Origin of the sequence: Klebsiella sp. P1927 (assembly GCF_018204675.1) — a bacterium.
GTDB lineage: Bacteria > Pseudomonadota > Gammaproteobacteria > Enterobacterales > Enterobacteriaceae > Klebsiella > Klebsiella pneumoniae.
Genome location: NZ_CP073377.1, coordinates 2,107,875 through 2,126,327 on the forward strand (window position 1 = coordinate 2,107,875; position 18,453 = coordinate 2,126,327).

The window sequence follows — 18,453 nt, forward strand, 5'->3', positions numbered from 1 at the left end:
ATTATGCTTTCCCTGTCACGTCGGACGGGGCGACAGAGACGGCCCGGGCCGCTTGCGCCTTCCGCTGTTTGCTACGTTCATCGATAAGGTATTTAATCGCCAGCATCATACCGAGGCCAATAAAGGCGCCTGGCGGCAGCATAGCCAGCAGGAAAGGGGGGTCGGTGTGGAAAACCTCGATGCGCAGAACCTTCGCCCAGCTGCCAAGCAGACTGTCGGCGCCGTCAAACAGGGTGCCGTTGCCAAGGATCTCGCGCAGGGAGCCCAGCACAAACATCGCGCAGGTAGCGCCCATGCCGATCGAGAAACCGTCCAGTGCCGACAGCGCTGGCCCTTTTTTGGCGGCAAAGGCTTCGGCGCGGCCGACCACGATGCAGTTGGTCACGATAAGCGGGATGAAAATCCCCAGCGACTGATAGAGGCCGAAGGCATAGGCGTTGATCAGCATCTGCACGACGCTCACCACCGAGGCGATAATCATTACGTAGATGGGGATCCGGATCTCCGCCGGCGTCCAGCGGCGCAGGCTGGAGATGGTCAGGTTGGTCAGGGTTAACACCAGGGTGGTGGCCAAACCCAGCCCGAGGGCGTTGGTGGCGGTCGAGGTGACCGCCAGCAGAGGACACATACCTAACAGCTGAACCAGGGCGGAGTTATTTTTCCACAGGCCCTGGACGATGACGTCTTTAACTTCGCTCATGGTTATTCTCCACAGGCGGTGAATTCAGGAAGTTGCGCAGGCAGCGTTTGTGCATATAAGCCTGCGCGCTTAACGGCATTGACCACCGCCCGGGGGGTGATGGTGGCGCCGGTGAACTGGTCAAAATCGCCGCCATCCTTTTTGACCGCCCAGTGGCTATCGCCCTGGCCGTGGATGACTTTCCCGGCAAAATGGGTAATCCAGTCCGACAGGCGAAGTTCGATTTTATCACCCAGGCCCGGCGTTTCATGATGCTCAGTTACGCGGGTGCCGAGGACCGTGCCGCTAAAATCGGCGGCAACCAGCAGCTGTATTGCTCCGGAGTAGCCGTCCGGCGCGGTGGCTTCCATCACCGCGCCGATCGGTCGATCGTTATTTTTGGCGATCCACACTTTATGCTGGCCTTTGCCCAGCGCCGGGGCGCTGACCAGATAGCAGCTCTTAAGCAGATCGTTATTATAGCGGTCGGCAGGTAAAACCTGGTCGAATAACGCCTTTTGCTGCAGGGCCGCCTGCTGGTCGATGGTGCTTTTGGTCAGCTCATTGATCGCCGCCGTCAGCCCGGTGGAACCGGCGGCAAACAGCGCCAGCGTGACGCCGTGTTTACGCATCGTTTTTAACATCATTGCTCTCTCAACGGTGGCCATATACGCGCGGGCGCGTGTAGTAATCGATCAGCGGCACGGTAATATTCGCCAGCAGAACGGCAAACGCCACGCCGTCCGGATAACCACCGAAGCTGCGGATGAGCCAGACCAGCAGGCCAGCGAGGGCGCCAAAGATCAGACGGCCGCGGTTGGTTGTTGAGGCCGTCACCGGATCGGTCAGGATAAAGAAGGCGCCAAGCATGGTCGCCCCGGAGAGCAAATGCATCTGCGGTGAGGCCAGGCTCTGCGGCGAAAAAATCCAGCCGAGGGTGGCGCACAGGCCGAGGCTAACAAGGAAGCTGACCGGGATATGCCAGCGGATCGCCTTCTGCCACAGCAGGAAAAGGCCGCCTGCCAGCCAGGCGATATTCACCCACTGCCAGCCCAGACCTGCCAGCACGCCGCCGTAGACCGGCAATTGGAGCACCTGCTGAACGCTATGTCCGGCATGCAGGGAGGTTTTAAAGGTATCCAGCGGGGTGGCCTGGCTGACGCCGTCGATACCCAGCCGCAGACTGGCCATGTCGCCTCCGGCGGCGGTATGACCGGTGAAGATCATCTGCAGCGCGTCGCTGAATGCCGGGATATGGGCGGCTATCTCATAGGAAGGCAGCCAGGAGGTCATCTGCACCGGGAACGAAATCAGCAGCACGACATAGCCGATCATTGCCGGGTTGAAGGGGTTATGGCCCAGGCCTCCGTACAACTGCTTGGCAATGACTACGGCAAAGGCAGTGCCGAGCACCACCATCCACCACGGGGCCAGTGGCGGAATACTCACCGCCAGCAGCAGGCCGGTGAGCAGGGCGGAATTATCTTTCAGCGTGGCAGCAACAGGCTGTTTACGCAGTTTGAGAATAGCGGCTTCGGTCGCCCAGGCCGTCAGGGCGGCGAGGACAATCTGCAGTACGGTGCCCCAGCCGAAAAACCAGGTCTGGACCACAATGCCAGGCACAGCGGCGAGCAGCACCAGCAGCATAATACGCGAGGTCTGCCGCTGGTTATGGGTATAGGGGGAGCTTGCGATTCTGAAAACCATTTATTCCTCGTTAACTGCCTGCTGTGTTGCTTTACGCGCCTGAACGCGGGCGATAGCCGCGGCGACGGCCGCTTTGCGCGGGTCGTCATTGGCTGCGGCTGACGCGAGATCCTGTTGTGTGGCCTGCTGTTCGGCTTTACGCGCTTTGGCGCGGGCGATAGCGGCTTCCACCGCCGCCTTGCGCGGGTCGACCGGTTTGACGGCCGGGGCGTCCACCGGCGCGGCCTGCTGTTCGGCTTTACGCGCTTTAGCGCGGGCGATAGCGGCTTCCACCGCCGCCTTGCGCGGGTCGACCGGTTCGGCGGCCGGGGCGTCCACCGGCGCGGCCTGCTGTTCGGCTTTACGCGCTTTGGCGCGGGCGATGGCGGCTTCCACCGCCGCCTTGCGCGGGTCGACCGGTTCGGCGGCCGGGGCGTCCACCGGCGCGGCCTGCTGTTCTGCTTTACGCGCTTTGGCGCGGGCGATAGCGGCTTCCACCGCCGCCTTGCGCGGGTCGACCGGTTCGGCGGCCGGGGCGTCCACCGGCTCGGCCTGCTGTTCGGCTTTACGCGCTTTGGCGCGGGCGATAGCGGCTTCCACCGCCGCCTTGCGTGGATCGACCGGTTCGGCGGCCGGGGCTACCATCGGCGCGGCCTGCTGCTGCGCTTTGCGCGCCCGGGCCTCAGCCTTACGCGCTTCGCGGGCGGCAATCGCCTCGCTGTTGTCAGGTTTGGCGCCGGCCTGGATCACGATCGGCTGCGCGGCATCGCGCTGTTTATCCCGTACCCGGGCCAGGGCGGCGCTAATCGCCTCCTGATCTTTGGCGGCAGGCTGAACGGCGGCTTTTTTATGCCGCTCGGCGCGCGCGGCTTTCTCACGCTCCAGGCGCGCCTGTCGGGCCTCGAATCGGGCTTTGGCTTCCGCAGCGCGCTGCTCTTCCTGACGAATCGCCGCGATCTCGGCCTTTTCCTGACGGAAGTACTGCACCAGCGGAATATTACTTGGACATACCCACGCGCAGGCGCCGCACTCGATGCAGTCCGCCAGATTATGGGCAGTGGCTTTATCGTGCTGCTGACCTTTGCTGAACCAGTACAGCTGCTGCGGCAGCAGATCGGCCGGGCAGGCGTCAGCGCAGGCGCTGCAGCGAATGCAGCCTTTCTCTTCCTGCGGTTCGCCCATCTCGCTGGCGGAAGGCGCCAGCAAACAGTTGGTTATCTTCACCACCGGGACGTCGAGCCACGGCAGGGTAAAGCCCATCAGCGGGCCGCCCATGATCACCATTGGCTCGGCGCTGGGGCAGAAGCCGGCATCGTTCAATAGATGGCGCACCGGCGTGCCAAGACGCGCCCAGACATTGCCCGGTCTGGTTACCGCTTCGCCGGTGAGGGTGACCACGCGCTCGGTTAACGGCTCACCGTCAACCACCGCGCGTTTCACCGCATAAGCCGTACCGACGTTCTGCATCAGCACGCCAATGTCCGATGAACGACCGCCGTGCGGTACCTGTTTGCCGGTAAGAATTTGGGTGAGCTGCTTGGCGCCACCGGAGGGATATTTGGTGGGGATCACGCGCAGCGAAATGCCATGGGCGTCGCAGAGCACCGCCCGCAGCATTGAGATGGCCTGCGGCTTATTGTCTTCAATGCCGATCAGCACTTCTTCAGGCTGCAGTATATGAGCGAGGATGCGGATACCCTCGACAATCTGCGCCGCGCAGTCCTGCATCAGGCGGTCATCCGCCGTGATATAGGGCTCGCACTCGGCGGCGTTAATGATCAGCGTTTTAATTTTATCTCCGCCACCGCGCAGTTTACTGCCGGTGGGGAATCCTGCGCCGCCGAGGCCAGCAACGCCAAACTGGTGGATACGCTCGATCAGCGCTTCACGCGTGCGGGTCTGATAGTCGCTCCAGCCATCGCGCTCGATCCAGCGGTCTTCGCCGTCGGCGTCAATGATCACGCTCATCTCCGCCAGCGCCGACGGGTGCGCGGTAGTGTGCGGAGCGATGGCGGCAATGGTGCCGGAGGTCGGGGCGTGAACGGGCAGCATTCTTCCCCAGCCGCGGGTCAGCGGCTGGCCGCGCAGCACCCGGTCGCCCACTTTAACGCACAGTTCGCCCTCGGCGCCAATGTGCTGCTTCAACGGGATAACAAAGCGCTGCGGCAGGGAAACCTGACGCAGCGGGGTGCCGTTAGACTGGGTTTTCATCTCAGGCGGGTGAATACCGCCGTTGAAATCCCAGACCTTGTCTTTTCGGAAAGCGGAAAATAGCTTAAACATGTTGTTCCACAGGAATATTTCGCACCGGGATCGTATGCAGATCCCATTTCCAGGTCTCCGGGGTGGTGGCCACCGGAACGAGTGAAATGCACTGGGTCGGGCAGGGGGCGACGCACAAATTGCAGCCGGTGCACAGGTCGCTCATCACGGTATGCATGGCGCGGGTCGCCCCAACGATGGCATCCACCGGACAGGCTTGGATACACTTGGTACAGCCAATGCAGTTCGGCTCGTCAATTACCGCGAGCATGCGGGCCGGCTCCGCTTCCTGTGCATCGCCGTCGACAGGCTGCGGGTCGACGTTCAGCAAGGCGGCGATTTTTAACATCACCGCTTCGCCACCCGGCGCGCAGCGGTTTATTTTCTCACCCTGTACGCCGACTGCTTCCGCATAGGGGCGACACCCAGGGTACCCGCACTGCCCACACTGGCTCTGCGGCAATAGCTCATCAATTTTTTCCACCACCGGGTCGTCCTGCACCGCGAAACGACGCGAGGCGTATCCCAGTATTAAGCCGAAAATCAGCCCTAACAGGCTGATGGCGATCACGGCTATCCAGACTGCGCTCATTACAACTTCACCAAACCACTAAAGCCCATGAAGGCCAGAGACATTAAACCGGCGGTAATCAGCGCGATGGCATTACCGCGAAACGGCGCGGGGACATCGGCCACCACCAGGCGTTCACGGATCGCCGCGAACAGCACCATTACCAGCGAGAAGCCGACGGCGGCGGCAAAGCCGTACAGCGCCGACTGCAGGAAATTGTGGCCCAGATTAATATTCAGCAGCGCTACCCCGAGTACGGCACAGTTGGTGGTGATCAGCGGTAGAAAGATCCCCAGCAGGCGATAGAGCGCCGGGCTGGTTTTACGCACCACCATCTCAGTAAACTGAACCACCACGGCGATAACCAGAATAAAGGCCAGGGTACGCAAATAAACCAAATTTAGCGGGATAAGGATCCAGGTATCAATCAGCCAGGCGCAAATAGAGGCCAGGGTCATCACGAAGGTGGTAGCGAGCCCCATCCCCATTGCGGTTTCCAGCTTTTTGGAAACCCCCATAAACGGGCACAGACCAAGAAACTTCACCAGAACGAAGTTATTGACCAGGACTGTACCAATAAAGAGCAGTAAATAATCAGCCATCATGCGACCTGAGACGAAAAAAAGCCGCTTATTATCGAATAAAACGATACCAGCGACAACAGGTTAAGTGTGGGGGTATTACGGATTAACAAAAGTCCGTTTTACCCGCTGCGAACGGCGAAAATAGGGCGCCAGCAGCGCAGCGGCCAGCAGCGGAAACAGCAGCTGACGCAGGGCAAGCACATCCGAGACCGGCGAGAAGGCAAAAGCCTTTATCGCCAGCAGCAGGGTGATGAGCAGCCAGATAATGTAGTGTTTCGGCACCACCGAGCGCCGCTTGAAAAAGGCGATAGTCAGCCAGAGCGTGTAATACCACATGGCGAGGGCAAACAGCAGCGAGGCGACCCACAGCGCCATATGGCCCGCGCTCATGGCGCGCAGTAGTGTATAGGTCTGCGGCGACATCAGCGCATTGGCAAAAAACAGCAGCGATAACGAGGCGCTCAGCAGCGCCACCAGCAACCAGGCCAGCGGAGCCAGCAGCCATCCGCCGATGCGCTCTGCAGATTGAGACGTCATGTTTCTCCCCTATTCAACGCCAGTGAATAAAATCAGGCCGGGAAGTATAAGCAACTGGCGTGAAGGATGACAGCCTTACTGCACGAATCGCCAAACGGATTTAGGAACCTGGCCCACATCGAACAATTTACCACCGGAGACCAGCTCTGCGCGACGATGATCGGCGGCGCGATACATATTCACGATCTCCTGGGTGTCAGTCAGGGAGTAGTTAAGGTGATCAAATAGTTTTTCAAGGCTTTCCAGCGAACTGATTTTGCGAAATTTTAATAAGTAGTCCAGCACGGTCATTTTCGTATCCATTTTATAATCGGAATTATTGCGTTGAATATTATCAGCATTCACTAAACCTACTCTCAACCAACGGCGCCTTCTGCTGGGGCCGCGTGGAATGAATCAGGTTATATAAACCCATGACAAGGGGCAAAGCCAGCCTTGAAGAGCAGGGAGAAGTTTAAGAATATTCTAAAATCAGACCGGGCGCCGAATGGCGCCCGCAAGAGAAGATTAACGCTGTTCGCCGTGACTGGCAATAACAGATTTGTACCAATAAAAACTCTTCTTTCGTTTCCGCGCCAGATTTTGCTGGTGATCGACATAGACAAAACCATATTGCTTTTGATAGCCGTTGAGCCAGCTCAGCAGATCGATAAATGACCAGGGGTAATAGCCGCGCACATCTGCCCCCAGCGCCAGCGCTTTTTCGAGGGCGCCAATATGGCTGCTGAGATAATCAATCCGCGGGTCGTCGACCACTTCCCCGTCAATAATCGGGTCCTTCGCGCCGAGGCCATTCTCGGTGATATATATCGGAATATCGCCATAGCGCGCCTTAATCATCATAATGCCGTCAGTTAGCCCCTGCGGCCAGATTTCCCAGCCCCATTCGGTATATGTACTCTGGGGATTACGCACGAAATAGAATAATCCCTCCACGCCAGGCTCACCGCCGGTAGCGATCTCAGGCGGCTGGGCAGATACCGTTTCCCGGCGATAGTAATTCAGACCGATAAAGTCGCAGCGGTTGTCACGGAGCAGCGCGTCGTCGCCTGGAGCAAAGCGAGGTACCCCCCACAGCGCCTGGGTCTGCGCCAGCAGGTCGGCAGGATAGGTGCCTTTCAGCACCGGATCGTACAGCCAGTGAGTATGGATGGCGTCAGCCAGTTCGGTGGCCTTAATGTCCGCCTCGCTGTCGGTGAGCGGGGTATGCGGTTGCAGTACGTTGACGAAGCCAATCTCGCCGGCCACAGCCATCTCGCGAAAGGCCTTCACCGCCAGCGCATGGGCGATAAATACGTGGTGGCAGGCCTGAATAGCACGCGCCGGATCGCGGACCGCCGGGGGATGGAGGCCGTTAATGTAGCCGTGCCCAATGAAGACAATGGTTTCGTTGAAGGTAGCCCACAGCTTCACCCGTGAACCAAAGCGCGCATAGCACAGGCGGGCGTACTCGGCGAAGGCCTCGGCGGTAGTGCGCGCTTCCCAGCCGCCCTCATCCTGCAGGGCCTGCGGCAGATCCCAGTGATAGAGGGTGATCATCGGCTCAATATTGTGCGCCAGCAGTTCGTCGATCAGATCGCTGTAAAACTGGACTCCCGCTTCATTCACCTTACCGCGCCCGGCGGGCAGCAGGCGGGGCCAGGAGATGGAGAATCGATAGCTTTGCAGGCCCATTTCGGCCATTAACGCCACGTCTTCGCGAAAACGGTGATAGTGGTCGACGGCAATATCGCCGGTGGTGCCTTCAAAGGTGGTACCCGGCAGATGAGAGTAGATATCCCAGATTGACGGTCCTTTACCGTCGGCGTCGTGTCCTCCCTCAACCTGATACGCTGCGGTAGCGGCACCCCATAAGAAATTGTGCGGAAAAGCGGCCATGAAAAAGCTCCCTGTCTGATGATAAAGGGAGTGTAATAAAAGCGCGAGCATACGTGCAACCGGTTTCTGAAACCGGTTGCACAGTTGCGAGGCGGGTCACTGTTTTAACGCGGAGCTACTTCGTGTGCACCACATCCGCTGGCGGTGGGGACTGATAGTTATCTATATGGTGTGCGATAACCAAAAGCAGTGCCGAAATACCAAAAACAACCCAGCCAATAAGTTCTACAATACGGGTAAAAACAGTTGTCATAACACTTCAATATCCTTTGAACACAGCGTGAAATGTTACTCGATGGTCAGCAGATCACAAGGGGTATCTGTCTGATTTCTCACACTTGCATGTAAGTCGCAAAGTAAGGAATGATAAGTTTTGCTCACGGTTTGTAAAATTATTCTCATTAACCTGGTGTTGATATCAGTTGCATAAGCGAGGCGGTAAGATGAGCGATGCGATCCGGGTGGGGCTGGTGGGGTTCGGTTACGCCAGCAAAACGTTTCATGCGCCGTTGATCGGCGGCACGCCGGGTATGGCGCTGAAGGCGGTCGCCAGCAGCGACGCCGATAAGGTCCATGCCGATTGGCCTGGCGTGAAGGTAATGAGTGCGCCGGGGGATCTGCTGGACGACCCGGATATCGATCTGGTGGTCATCGCCACCCCGAACGACACCCACTTTCCGCTGGCGAAAGCGGCGCTGGAGGCGGGAAAGCATGTTGTGGTGGATAAATCCTTTACCGTGACACTGTCACAAGCTCGCGAGCTGGAAAGCCTGGCGAAGCACTGCGGTCGGATACTTTCGGTGTTTCATAACCGGCGCTGGGACAGCGATTTCTTAACGGTCAGCGCGTTGATCAACGAAGGTCAGCTGGGGGAGGTGTGTTACTTCGAGTCGCATTTCGATCGCTTCCGACCACAGGTGCGCCAGCGCTGGCGTGAGCAGGCAGGTCCTGGCAGCGGCATATGGTATGACCTCGCGCCGCATCTGCTCGACCAGGTCGTGGTGCTGTTTGGCCTGCCGGTAAGCATCACGGTGGACCTCGCGCAGCTTCGGCCCGGCGCGCAATCCACCGACTATTTTCACGCCGTGCTGGCCTATCCGCAGCGGCGGGTAGTACTGCATGGTACGTTACTCGCCGCCGCGGAGAGCGCGCGCTTTATCGTCCACGGCTCGCGGGCCAGCTATATTAAGTACGGCCTTGACCCGCAGGAGGAGCGGCTAAAAAACGGTGAACGGCTGCCGCAGGAGGACTGGGGATATGATATGCGCGACGGTACCCTGACCCGTGCGGAAGGGGATGAACGTAGTCAGGAGAAATGGCTGACGCTACCGGGTAATTATCCCGCTTACTATGCCGCTATCCGCGACGCGCTTAACGGCGTAGGGGAAAACCCGGTCTCGGCCAGCGAGGCGATTCAGATAATGACCCTGATTGAGTTGGGTATCGAGTCGGCCAGACATCGCGCCACGCTCAGCCTGGTCTGAGGAGGAGCCCGGCAGCACGGCTGCCGGGCCGGTTATCAGCCTTTGGCAACCCGCTGAATGAGGGCGGCTTTTTCCTGTTCGCCGAGGAACGCCAGGGTCAGGCCGTTGATCTGCGCCTGACGGATCTGCTCCCGGCTCAGCCCTGCCGCCGGCGCCGCCACGGTATACTCGTGAATGATGTCCACACCCTGGACCGCCGGATCGTCAGTGTTGAGGCTCGCCAGCACGCCGTGCTCAAGGAACTGCTTCAGCGGATGCTGGGCCAGGGAGGCCACGGTGCTGGTTTGCACGTTCGAGGTCAGGCAGGATTCAATCCCGATGCGGTGCTCGGCCAGGTAGTCCATCAGGGCTGGATCCTCTACCGCTTTAACCCCATGGCCGATGCGCTCCGCGCCCAGCTCACGAATGGCCTGCCAGATACTTTCCGGGCCGGCCGCTTCGCCCGCGTGGACGGTGATATGCCACCCGGCGTCGCGGGCCTGGTTAAAATGGTTGCGGAACAGCGTACCCGGGAAGCCGAGCTCATCGCCGGCGAGGTCGAGGGCAGTGATGCCCTCGCGGTGGGCGAGCAGCGCCGCCAGCTCTTCCTGACAGGCGGCTTCGCCGAAGGTGCGGCTCAGAATACCGATCAGCCGGGCGTCGACCTGGAAATCGCGGCATCCCTCTTGAACCCCGGCAATTACCGCCTCTACCACGCCGTCGACCGGCAGCCGGTGGGTCATCGCCATATAGCGGGGAGAGAAGCGCAGCTCAACGTAGTGCAGGCCATTTCGCGCCGCGTCTTCGACGTTCTCATACGCCACGCGGCGACAGGCTTCCAGCGAGGCCAGGACCTTTACCCCCCAGTCGAGCTTGGCGAGGAAACTAACCAGATCGGGCTCAAGGCTGGTGACCTGGACGTGCGGACGCAGCGTGTCGAGGGTGGTTGCGGGAAGAGCGATATTAAATTCGCGGCCAAGATCGAGGATGGTTTGGGCCCGGATGTTACCGTCAAGATGACGATGAATGTCGGTTAATGGCAATGAGGAATCAATCATGGTCGCACTCTTTTTTTAGTTAAAGTGCACGTCATTATACAACATGAACATAACTGTTTAAAAGCATTGAAAAAATGTATGCGATACAAATAGCTGGCAGCAATCAGGTCAGCGTTACGGTCTTTTTGACGGGCCCCTTTAAAACGCAGAACGAATATCATGATTGACGCGATCCTGACCAGATCAGAAATGCACACGCGCTGACCGCGGCGCCCGCAAGGCAGACCGCCTGCCATCCCCAGTGGGAATAAAGCTGTGTGGCAACGATAGCCCCTGCCGCGCTGCCCAGCGAATAAAAACACATGTAAGCCCCAACCAGGCGGCTTGCCGCTGCAGGCCTGGCGGCAATGATCAGGCTCTGGCTGGAGACATGAACGGCCTGTACCGCAAAGTCCAGCGCAATGACGCCAGCTATCAGCCAAAGCAGAGAGGTTTCGGCATAGCCGATAGGAAGCCATGAGATGGTCAGCAGCGCCAGCGCCAGGCCGGTAGTGCGCTGAGCCCATCCCTGGTCAGCCCACTTGCCCGCTCTGGCGGCGGCCAGCATGCCAGCGAAGCCGGCTAAGCCAAACATCCCCGTCTGGGTGTGCGAGAGGGAAAGGGCGGTGAGCGGCATGACCATGGTCGTCCATAGCATGCTGAAAGCGGCGAAGATAAATAGCGCCAGGATCCCGCGCTTTCTCAGTTGCGGCTCGGTGAGGTACAGCTGAAACACGGACTTCAATAAGGAAAGGTAAGTCGGCTTTTGCGGCTGCGGCTGCTGCGGGGGCGAAGGCATGATTTTCCAGACGATCCCGGCAATCATCAACATCAGACAGGCAGCCGTGAGATACACGGCTCGCCAGCCGGCGATATCGGCTATCGCGCCTGAGATAAACCGAGATAACAGGATGCCTGAAACAATGCCGCTGGTCAGGGTACCCACCGCCTGGCCTCGTTTCTGCGGCGTCGCCAGTATTGCCACCCAGGCCACCAGCACCTGCACCACAACGGCCATCAGGCCGACGATCAGCATGGCGCCAAGCAGAGTTACTATATTGGGGGATAACCCTGCCGCGACTAACGCCGCTACTGAAAGCAACAGTTGACTCATCACCACGTATTTACGGTTCAACCAGTCCCCGAGCGGAACCAGGAACAGCAGGCCAATGGCATAGCCCGCCTGCGTAGCGGTGATGACGCTGCCAATCATGCCTGGCGACACCTTCAGGCTGACCGCCATCGAGTCGAGTAAAGGCTGTGCTGAATAAACATTGGCTACTGCCAGCGCGCAGGTTAGTGAAAACAACGCCGTTATCCCTGTGGTCAGCATCGTGTCAGGGACTGACGCAGTTTGGATCCTTTGGCCGGTACATCTACTTGCCTTACATTTCATAAGAGACCCTCTGTCTGGTTGCTTTTTAAAACTAGTGTACCTATAGAATTAGCCTTGCTGGTTTTTTTTTGCAACTGGTAAAGGTGAGGATTAAGCTAGATCAGTAGATAAATTGATAAGGAGCGCGCAGATGGCAAAGCAGGAATCACTTAGAACCAGTGAATGTCCGGTGGCGAGAACGTTGGAATCAATTGGTGAACGCTGGTGCCTGATGATTATCCGCGAAGCATTTGACGATGTGCGGAGATTCAGCGAGTTTCAAAAAAATTTGGGGCTGGCCAAAAATATCCTTGCCTCGCGGCTGAAGCATCTGGTTGATATCGGTATTTTCGAGATTTTACCGGCATCGGATGGCAGCGCATACAAGGAATATGTCCTGACTGAAAAGGGGCGCTCCGTGTTTCCCATTGTTGTGGCGCTGCGGCAATGGGGAGAGCGTTATATGTTTGAGCAAGGGGAAACCTATTCGGTCCTGCTGGATAACGCGCACGGCCAGCCCCTTCAGTATCTGGATGTGCGTTCCGCTCAGGGGGATAAACTGCAACCAGGCGACTGTCATCGCCGGCGCATTGTGTCCGATACCCGCGCCGAATAATGGCGTGAAGAATTTGCAGGATACCAGCGAGAATACGAGCGTACCGCTAAAGGGTCATGGAACAATCCTGACGTGTTTTTTTGCGAACTGCTTCTGATGCCAAAGCTCCGGACGCGTGAAAGTGACCCACCGCCAACCGCAGGAGGCGGTGCATAACCATTTACAATTATATTTTATTTGAATGTATTCATGTTACATATTAAATTCTGCTTACTTTATCGACGATGAGGCAAGGATGCGGATGTGGAGAGCGTAATCCATAACAATATTGAGGGTTTTCTGCTGTTGTTATTAAGCATGTGGCCGATTCTGCTGGTGGTATTCATTGGCGTCGCAATTTCATTCTATACCATGCTGTTACGCAAGACGGCGCTGGCCTGCCTGCTTTTCGCCCTCGCCATCGGCGCCGCAGGCTGGAGTCTCGCTTAGCCGCTGGCCTCAGGGTTTATCCAGCAGGCTCATACTGGAGGCGGCGGCGCCATCATTCAGATTGGCGGGCGAATGCCAGTCGCGACCCGCCAGCGCACTGTCGCTCTGTCCGCTGCCGACGCCTTGCTGCGTCGACAGCGATGAACCTTCCAGTGCTTCATCCGCCCCTGACCGATCGGGCAGGGAACTGGTATAGCCGCCATTATTCGAGTACGTATCCATGCCGTTGACTTCGTTAGGCACCGTGTCGGTAGTCGTACCGTCATCGTTAATGCAAAAAGAGCCGCCAATGCCGTTTGGCTGACAGTCTGCAGCAAAAGCCGGACTGGCCAGCGCGGTCAGTAGCAATAACGGTAAGCCGATTTCCTTCATTCTTATCTCCCAGGGCCGTGTGGTCTGCCAGACATTCTGTACTATAGCGGCGGCAGTAGCGCGGTAAGTAACAAAACTGTGTAATTTTGTAATGACCGGTGGACGGTTTGTCGTTCGGCCAGGAAAGAGCGTGCGTTAAGCGTGGCATAGCGGCTCGGCAGAAAGCGGTAATCAATTGTTAATTCTACGTAAAGGTTAATGAAAATTTAAGGGAACGCCGCTATGTTGGCAGCATCATACTTTCCATAAAGGATATGCCATGCGCGATAAATATTCCGGCCTGCAGATTGGGATTCACTGGCTGGTTTTTTTGCTGGTAGTAGTAGCCTATGCGGCGATGGAGCTGCGCGGGTTTTTTCCCCGCAGTGAACGGCCATTGATTAATATGGTGCATGTTTCCTGCGGGATCACCATTTTCGTGCTGATGGTGGCGCGTCTGCTGGTGCGGCTGAAATCGCCGGCGCCGCCGATCGTACCGAAACCATCGCCGATGATGACCGGTTTCGCCCATCTTGGTCACCTGGCGATCTATTTGCTGTTCATTGCCTTGCCGTTGATCGGCATGGTGATGATGTACTGGCGCGGTAACCCCTGGTATGCCTTTGGTCTGACCATGCCGTATGCCCCGCAGAGCGATTTTGAGCGGGTGGATACCCTGAAGGCGATCCATGAATGGTTGGCCAATGCCGGGTACTTTGTGATTGGCCTGCATGCTCTCGCCGCGCTGCTCCATCATTACTGGTGGAAGGATAATACTCTGCTGCGAATGATGCCTCGTAAGCGCTAAATCATCCTCTTTCACTTCCTGACCCCGTCCCGCGACGGGGTTTTTTTTTGCCTTCACCGTTAATAGAATATAGTATACCCCCCTATATGATACGGAGGCGTAATCGTGCCACATTCACCTGAAGATAAAAAACGGGCGCTCAGCCGCGTAAGACGCATCCGCGGCCAGGTCGAAGCCCTTGAGCGCGCGCTGGAGTCCGGCGAGCCCTGTATGACTATTCTGCAGCAGATCGCCTCGATTCGCGGGGCGGCGAACGGCCTGATGGGCGAAATGGTGGAGATCCACCTGCAGGACGAGCTGGTCAGCGGCGACACCACCCCTGAGCAGCGGGCCGCGAGAATGGCAGAGGTCGGTCATCTGCTACGATCCTATTTAAAATAACATCACGACGAGGAAGAGACAGTTATGAAATCACGCGCAGCAGTGGCCTTCGGCCCCGGTCAGCCGTTAAAAATCGTTGAGATTGACGTCGCGCCGCCGAAAAAAGGCGAAGTTCTGGTGAAAATCACCCACACCGGGGTGTGTCATACCGATGCCTTCACCCTCTCCGGTGACGATCCGGAAGGTGTCTTCCCGGCGGTGCTGGGCCATGAGGGCGGCGGGATTGTCGTGGAAGTAGGCGAGGGCGTCACCAGCCTTAAGCCGGGCGATCACGTCATTCCGCTGTATACCGCCGAATGTGGCGAGTGCAAATTCTGTAAGTCGGGTAAAACCAACCTCTGTCAGGCGGTGCGTGCCACCCAGGGTAAAGGACTGATGCCGGACGGCACCACTCGTTTCTCGTACAATGGCGAACCGATCTATCACTATATGGGCACCAGCACCTTCAGCGAATATACGGTTTGCGCCGAGATTTCGCTGGCGAAAGTCAATCCGCAGGCGCCTTTGGATAAAGTGTGCCTGCTGGGCTGCGGCGTAACCACCGGTATCGGCGCGGTGCATAACACGGCGAAGGTCAAGGCCGGGGATACCGTCGCGGTCTTTGGTCTGGGCGGCATTGGTCTGGCGGTGATCCAGGGCGCGGTGCAGGCGCAGGCCGGGCGCATTCTGGCGGTTGATACCAACCCGGATAAGTTCACTCTCGCTAAAGAGATGGGCGCGACCGATTTTATCAATCCGAACGACTACGATAAGCCGATTCAGGATGTGATCGTTGAGTTGACCGACGGCGGGGTGGATTTCAGCTTCGAGTGCATCGGCAATGTAAATGTGATGCGCGCGGCGCTGGAGTGCTGCCATAAAGGCTGGGGTGAGAGCGTGATCATCGGTGTAGCCGGCGCCGGGCAGGAGATCAAGACCCGTCCGTTCCAGCTGGTGACCGGCCGCGTGTGGCGCGGTTCCGCCTTCGGCGGCGTAAAAGGGCGCAGTCAGCTGCCGGGCATGGTGGAAGACGCCATGGCGGGTAAAATTCGCCTCGATCCGTTTATTACCCATCGCCTGCCGCTGGAGCAGATTAACGAGGCCTTTGATCTGATGCATGAAGGTAAATCGATTCGCACCGTGATCCACTTTGGCGACCAGTAATCCCCGACGCTGAAGGCGAATCGTCACCCATAAAAAAAGGGCCCGGATGGGCCCTTTTGTTTATGTCGATCAGTGATGGTCTGGGAGCGCGTAGGCGATGATGTAATCGCCGCGATCCGGTGACTGACGGGCGCCGCCGGCATTGATAATGATGTACTGCTTACCGGTTTTCGGTGAGACGTAGGTCATCGGGCCGGACTGGCTGCCGACCGGCAGACGCGATTTCCAGATCTCTTTGCCGTTGGCGGTATCAAAGGCGCGCAGGTAGAAATCCTGGGTGCCGGCGAAGAACAGCAGTCCGGACTGCGTTGCCAGCGATGCGCCAAGGGGCGGCATGCCGATTGGAATTGGCATGTGCATACGGATCCCCAGCGGCCCGGTGTCTTCTACGGTGCCAACCGGCACCTGCCACACCAGTTTCCCGGTTTTCAGATCCACCGCGGACATGGTGCCGAACGGCGGCTTCTGGCACGGAATGCCCAGCGGCGACAGGAAACGTTCGCGCATCGCGCCAAACGGCGTGCCTTCCATCGGCACGATGCCCATCTCGATCCCGCTGGCGTCTTTCGCCACCTTCGCGCGCGGCACCATATAGTTGGCCAGGCCCAGACGCATATCGTTGACAAACATCAGGCTGTTGTTTGGATCCAGCGAAACACTGCCCCAGTTCATGCCGCCGAGCGAGCCCGGGAACTGCAGGGAACGGTCTTCACCTGGCGGGGTAAAGACGCCCTGATGGCGCATCTCTTTGAACTGAATACGGCACAGCAGCAGGTCGAACGGTGTCGCTCCCCACATATCGGACTCGGTCAACGTCTGGTTGCCGATCATCGGCATCCCTACCGAGTAAGGTTGCGTCGGCGAGTAGCGTTCACCTTTGACGTTGCCCGCCGGCACCGGACGCTCTTCCACTTTGGCCACCGGCTCGCCGGTCTCGCGGTTGAGCATAAAGATCATGCCCTGCTTGCTGGTCTGCACCAGCACCGGGGTGGTGCCGCCCTTGCCGTCAGGCAGATCGTACAGCAGCGGCTGAGACGGCAGGTCAAAGTCCCACAGATCGTGGTGTGTGGTCTGGAAGTGCCAGCGCACCTGGCCGGTGGTGGCATCCACGGCCACGATAGAGGAGCTGTATTTATCGTCCAGCGCGGTACGTTCGCCGCCAAAGAAATCTGGCGTGGCGTTGCCGGTGGGCAGATAGATCAGATTCAGCTTCGCGTCGTAGGACATCGCCGACCAGACGTTTGGCGTACCGCGCGTGTAGGTCTGGCCTTCCGGCGGAACACCGGTCAGCGCTGGATTGCCCGGATCCCACGCCCATGCCAGTTTGCCGGTGTGGACATCAAACGCGCGGACCACGCCCGGTGGTTCGCCAGTGGAGTAGTTATCCGCGACGCGGCCGCCCACCACCACCACATTGCCCGCCACCAGCGGGGTGGAGGTCTGCTGATAGTAACCCGCTTTCACTTCACCCATGCCGACGCTGAGGTCGACAATACCGCGATCGCCGAAGCTTTCGCACAGTTTGCCGGTATCGGCATCAATGGCGATCAGGCGGGCGTCGATGGTCGGCAGGAACAGACGACGGGAACAGGCGGCCGGCTGCGTGCCTGCCGCTGGCGCGGTTTGCGCCTGGCTATCTTCATAATAGCCTAAGCCCCGGCAGCGCTGCCAGTTGGGTGAAGAGGATTTGGAGTCATAGCGCCATTTCTCTTTTCCGCTGTCCACATCCAGCGCCAGCACTTTACTGTAAGGGGTACAGACATAGAGAGTATCGCCAATCTGCAGCGGGGTGTTCTGATCTTCTGCGCCCGAGCCGTTGCTCTGTGGGATATCGCCAGTATGCGCTACCCAGGCAACCTGCAGCTGGTTGACGTTTTGTTTGTTGATTTGGTCGAGGGCGGCGAAACGGTCGCCGTGGGTGGTGTTACCCCAGTGCGCCCAGTTTTTCTGCTGTTCGCCTGGCGCGACGGGCTTGACTGGTACCGCTTCAGTCGCGCTGACCAGCGGTGCGGATTTGAACATCCAGCCAAAGCTCACCGCCAGCGCCACGGCGAGAACGGCGGCGACGCCATAGGCCGGGCCTTTTTTCGCCGGTGGGCTGGCGAGGAAAGGCCAGACCAGGGCGGCCAGGAAGGCCAGTACGCCGAGCGCAAACAGGCGCGAGAAGAGCGGCCAGTAGTTCCAGCCAGCGTCACTAATCGCCCAGATCACCGAGGCGATAAACGCCACGGCGTATAACAGAATACCGCCGCGGCGGTTGCGGAAAATCAACACCGCCGCGATGACCATGACCACGCCCATCAGCGCGAAGTACAGTGTACCGCCGACGAGGGCCAGTTTTGCCCCAAGAATACCCACAGCCAGACCGATGATGAGCATCAGTCCGGCGAGAAGCCACTGCAGGATCCGGGGGAATCCGCGCGGCGCGTTGCCAGTTGCCATGTAATCTCCTTAACCACACCAGCCACCTCACTGTGAACCAAATGAAACATGTTGCTTTTGAATCATTTTTGAATGAAGTGGTTTTAACCTTCATAAAACTGTATTTGTTGCTTGATTAGATTTCGAGTGAACCATTTGGTGAAATCGAGACATGATAGATCTGTTAAAGAAGTTTGCGCAAATGTTAATAAATAATTTCGCACTAAATGAT

General features: G+C 58.3%; 20 protein-coding genes. 6 read left to right on the forward strand and 14 right to left on the reverse strand.

Going from position 1 to position 18,453, the window contains the following annotated elements:
• Position 1 precedes the first annotated feature (1 nt).
• The 10 genes from KB892_RS10680 to blr all read right to left on the reverse strand — a co-directional run bounded on the left by KB892_RS10680 (position 2) and on the right by blr (position 8,450).
• On the reverse strand, positions 2-700 hold the full coding sequence (locus KB892_RS10680) for an electron transport complex subunit E (RefSeq protein ID WP_004200116.1): 699 nt from the start codon (positions 698-700) through the stop codon (positions 2-4).
• Positions 701-702: 2 nt separating this feature from the next.
• Positions 703-1,323, reverse strand: a complete 621-nt coding sequence (gene rsxG / locus KB892_RS10685; protein WP_002907731.1) for an electron transport complex subunit RsxG — start codon at positions 1,321-1,323, stop codon at positions 703-705.
• Positions 1,324-1,333: 10 nt separating this feature from the next.
• Positions 1,334-2,386 (reverse strand): electron transport complex subunit RsxD, encoded by a 1,053-nt coding sequence (gene rsxD / locus KB892_RS10690; RefSeq protein WP_002907730.1) that lies wholly within the window; start codon positions 2,384-2,386, stop codon positions 1,334-1,336.
• On the reverse strand, positions 2,387-4,648 hold the full coding sequence (gene rsxC / locus KB892_RS10695; RefSeq protein WP_004200114.1) for an electron transport complex subunit RsxC: 2,262 nt from the start codon (positions 4,646-4,648) through the stop codon (positions 2,387-2,389).
• Entirely contained in the window at positions 4,641-5,219 is a 579-nt protein-coding gene (gene rsxB, locus KB892_RS10700; protein WP_004143816.1) for an electron transport complex subunit RsxB, read from the reverse strand. Before rsxB ends, rsxC begins: the two co-directional genes overlap by 8 nt.
• Complete coding sequence (gene rsxA / locus KB892_RS10705) at positions 5,219-5,800, reverse strand: electron transport complex subunit RsxA (protein ID WP_002907658.1); 582 nt, start codon at positions 5,798-5,800, stop codon at positions 5,219-5,221. The genes rsxB and rsxA overlap by 1 nt, the downstream gene beginning before the upstream one ends.
• A gap of 78 nt (positions 5,801-5,878) precedes the next feature.
• Complete coding sequence (locus tag KB892_RS10710) at positions 5,879-6,319, reverse strand: DUF2569 domain-containing protein (protein ID WP_002907654.1); 441 nt, start codon at positions 6,317-6,319, stop codon at positions 5,879-5,881.
• Between the two features lie 75 nt (positions 6,320-6,394).
• Entirely contained in the window at positions 6,395-6,610 is a 216-nt protein-coding gene (ydgT, locus tag KB892_RS10715) for a transcription modulator YdgT (protein ID WP_002907652.1), read from the reverse strand.
• A gap of 216 nt (positions 6,611-6,826) precedes the next feature.
• The gene (locus KB892_RS10720) at positions 6,827-8,197 is read right to left on the reverse strand and encodes a GH1 family beta-glucosidase (protein WP_004180160.1); all 1,371 of its coding nucleotides are present in this window, start codon (positions 8,195-8,197) and stop codon (positions 6,827-6,829) included.
• Between the two features lie 115 nt (positions 8,198-8,312).
• On the reverse strand, positions 8,313-8,450 hold the full coding sequence (gene blr, locus KB892_RS10725) for a division septum protein Blr (RefSeq protein ID WP_004898594.1): 138 nt from the start codon (positions 8,448-8,450) through the stop codon (positions 8,313-8,315).
• A 190-nt stretch (positions 8,451-8,640) separates the two neighbouring features.
• Here blr and KB892_RS10730 point away from each other — a divergent pair, with 190 nt between their 5' ends.
• Positions 8,641-9,681: an oxidoreductase gene (locus KB892_RS10730; protein ID WP_004200112.1), complete on the forward strand. Its 1,041-nt coding sequence runs from the start codon at positions 8,641-8,643 to the stop codon at positions 9,679-9,681.
• Positions 9,682-9,716: 35 nt separating this feature from the next.
• Here KB892_RS10730 and add read toward each other — a convergent pair whose 3' ends face one another.
• Both add and KB892_RS10740 read right to left on the reverse strand, forming a co-directional pair.
• Complete coding sequence (add, locus tag KB892_RS10735; protein ID WP_004151209.1) at positions 9,717-10,718, reverse strand: adenosine deaminase; 1,002 nt, start codon at positions 10,716-10,718, stop codon at positions 9,717-9,719.
• A gap of 157 nt (positions 10,719-10,875) precedes the next feature.
• A complete protein-coding gene (locus KB892_RS10740) occupies positions 10,876-12,030 on the reverse strand; it encodes an MFS transporter (RefSeq protein ID WP_014343130.1) in 1,155 nt (384 codons plus the stop codon).
• A gap of 274 nt (positions 12,031-12,304) precedes the next feature.
• Here KB892_RS10740 and KB892_RS10745 point away from each other — a divergent pair, with 274 nt between their 5' ends.
• Together KB892_RS10745 and KB892_RS10750 are read left to right on the forward strand one after the other, a co-directional pair.
• Positions 12,305-12,688, forward strand: a complete 384-nt coding sequence (locus KB892_RS10745) for a winged helix-turn-helix transcriptional regulator (protein WP_004143807.1) — start codon at positions 12,305-12,307, stop codon at positions 12,686-12,688.
• Positions 12,689-12,931: 243 nt separating this feature from the next.
• A complete protein-coding gene (locus KB892_RS10750) occupies positions 12,932-13,117 on the forward strand; it encodes a hypothetical protein (protein ID WP_002907644.1) in 186 nt (61 codons plus the stop codon).
• Positions 13,118-13,126: 9 nt separating this feature from the next.
• Here the strand turns inward: KB892_RS10750 and KB892_RS10755 are convergent, their stop codons facing one another.
• A complete protein-coding gene (locus tag KB892_RS10755) occupies positions 13,127-13,489 on the reverse strand; it encodes a hypothetical protein (RefSeq protein ID WP_004200109.1) in 363 nt (120 codons plus the stop codon).
• A 259-nt stretch (positions 13,490-13,748) separates the two neighbouring features.
• On the opposite strand from KB892_RS10755, the gene cybB reads away from it, so the two are divergent.
• From cybB to KB892_RS10770, 3 genes are all read left to right on the forward strand, one after another.
• Complete coding sequence (gene cybB, locus KB892_RS10760) at positions 13,749-14,276, forward strand: cytochrome b561 (RefSeq protein ID WP_002907640.1); 528 nt, start codon at positions 13,749-13,751, stop codon at positions 14,274-14,276.
• Between the two features lie 105 nt (positions 14,277-14,381).
• Positions 14,382-14,657 (forward strand): metal/formaldehyde-sensitive transcriptional repressor, encoded by a 276-nt coding sequence (locus tag KB892_RS10765; protein ID WP_002907563.1) that lies wholly within the window; start codon positions 14,382-14,384, stop codon positions 14,655-14,657.
• A 24-nt stretch (positions 14,658-14,681) separates the two neighbouring features.
• Positions 14,682-15,800 (forward strand): S-(hydroxymethyl)glutathione dehydrogenase/class III alcohol dehydrogenase, encoded by a 1,119-nt coding sequence (locus KB892_RS10770; RefSeq protein ID WP_004189749.1) that lies wholly within the window; start codon positions 14,682-14,684, stop codon positions 15,798-15,800.
• Between the two features lie 69 nt (positions 15,801-15,869).
• Here KB892_RS10770 and KB892_RS10775 read toward each other — a convergent pair whose 3' ends face one another.
• Positions 15,870-18,242, reverse strand: a complete 2,373-nt coding sequence (locus KB892_RS10775) for a membrane-bound PQQ-dependent dehydrogenase, glucose/quinate/shikimate family (protein WP_004200108.1) — start codon at positions 18,240-18,242, stop codon at positions 15,870-15,872.
• Between the last annotated feature and the right edge of the window lie 211 nt (positions 18,243-18,453).

What these genes read in the sequence shown, in the direction of transcription:
- KB892_RS10680 (WP_004200116.1), bottom strand. Translation starts at nt 700, where the DNA reads ATGAGCGAAGTTAAAGACGTCATCGTCCAGGGCCTGTGGAAAAATAAC.
- rsxG (WP_002907731.1), bottom strand. Translation starts at nt 1,323, where the DNA reads ATGTTAAAAACGATGCGTAAACACGGCGTCACGCTGGCGCTGTTTGCC.
- rsxD (WP_002907730.1), bottom strand. Translation starts at nt 2,386, where the DNA reads ATGGTTTTCAGAATCGCAAGCTCCCCCTATACCCATAACCAGCGGCAG.
- rsxC (WP_004200114.1), bottom strand. Translation starts at nt 4,648, where the DNA reads ATGTTTAAGCTATTTTCCGCTTTCCGAAAAGACAAGGTCTGGGATTTC.
- rsxB (WP_004143816.1), bottom strand. Translation starts at nt 5,219, where the DNA reads ATGAGCGCAGTCTGGATAGCCGTGATCGCCATCAGCCTGTTAGGGCTG.
- rsxA (WP_002907658.1), bottom strand. Translation starts at nt 5,800, where the DNA reads ATGGCTGATTATTTACTGCTCTTTATTGGTACAGTCCTGGTCAATAAC.
- KB892_RS10710 (WP_002907654.1), bottom strand. Translation starts at nt 6,319, where the DNA reads ATGACGTCTCAATCTGCAGAGCGCATCGGCGGATGGCTGCTGGCTCCG.
- ydgT (WP_002907652.1), bottom strand. Translation starts at nt 6,610, where the DNA reads ATGACCGTGCTGGACTACTTATTAAAATTTCGCAAAATCAGTTCGCTG.
- KB892_RS10720 (WP_004180160.1), bottom strand. Translation starts at nt 8,197, where the DNA reads ATGGCCGCTTTTCCGCACAATTTCTTATGGGGTGCCGCTACCGCAGCG.
- blr (WP_004898594.1), bottom strand. Translation starts at nt 8,450, where the DNA reads ATGACAACTGTTTTTACCCGTATTGTAGAACTTATTGGCTGGGTTGTT.
- KB892_RS10730 (WP_004200112.1), top strand. Translation starts at nt 8,641, where the DNA reads ATGAGCGATGCGATCCGGGTGGGGCTGGTGGGGTTCGGTTACGCCAGC.
- add (WP_004151209.1), bottom strand. Translation starts at nt 10,718, where the DNA reads ATGATTGATTCCTCATTGCCATTAACCGACATTCATCGTCATCTTGAC.
- KB892_RS10740 (WP_014343130.1), bottom strand. Translation starts at nt 12,030, where the DNA reads ATGCTGACCACAGGGATAACGGCGTTGTTTTCACTAACCTGCGCGCTG.
- KB892_RS10745 (WP_004143807.1), top strand. Translation starts at nt 12,305, where the DNA reads ATGATTATCCGCGAAGCATTTGACGATGTGCGGAGATTCAGCGAGTTT.
- KB892_RS10755 (WP_004200109.1), bottom strand. Translation starts at nt 13,489, where the DNA reads ATGAAGGAAATCGGCTTACCGTTATTGCTACTGACCGCGCTGGCCAGT.
- cybB (WP_002907640.1), top strand. Translation starts at nt 13,749, where the DNA reads ATGCGCGATAAATATTCCGGCCTGCAGATTGGGATTCACTGGCTGGTT.
- KB892_RS10770 (WP_004189749.1), top strand. Translation starts at nt 14,682, where the DNA reads ATGAAATCACGCGCAGCAGTGGCCTTCGGCCCCGGTCAGCCGTTAAAA.
- KB892_RS10775 (WP_004200108.1), bottom strand. Translation starts at nt 18,242, where the DNA reads ATGGCAACTGGCAACGCGCCGCGCGGATTCCCCCGGATCCTGCAGTGG.